This window comes from Neobacillus mesonae, from assembly GCF_023715155.1.
In the GTDB taxonomy this organism is placed as follows: domain Bacteria; phylum Bacillota; class Bacilli; order Bacillales; family Cytobacillaceae; genus Neobacillus; species Neobacillus mesonae_A.
This window is the reverse complement of record NZ_JAMBNQ010000166.1, coordinates 1-249: the sequence shown is the minus strand read 5'-3', so window position 1 is coordinate 249 and position 249 is coordinate 1. Positions and strand designations below refer to the sequence as shown.

Genomic DNA, 249 nt, shown 5'->3' with positions numbered 1-249 from the left:
CCTGCATGAAGCCGGAATCGCTAGTAATCGCGGATCAGCATGCCGCGGTGAATACGTTCCCGGGCCTTGTACACACCGCCCGTCACACCACGAGAGTTTGTAACACCCGAAGTCGGTGGGGTAACCGCAAGGAGCCAGCCGCCTAAGGTGGGACAGATGATTGGGGTGAAGTCGTAACAAGGTAGCCGTATCGGAAGGTGCGGCTGGATCACCTCCTTTCTAAGGATATAAGCAGGACTAAGAGCCTGA

The 249-nt window shown here is 56.2% G+C and carries 1 rRNA gene; it reads left to right on the top strand.

From position 1 onward, the window contains the following. Positions 1-219 (top strand): 16S ribosomal RNA (locus M3183_RS27000); the annotation flags it as partial. Between the last annotated feature and the right edge of the window lie 30 nt (positions 220-249).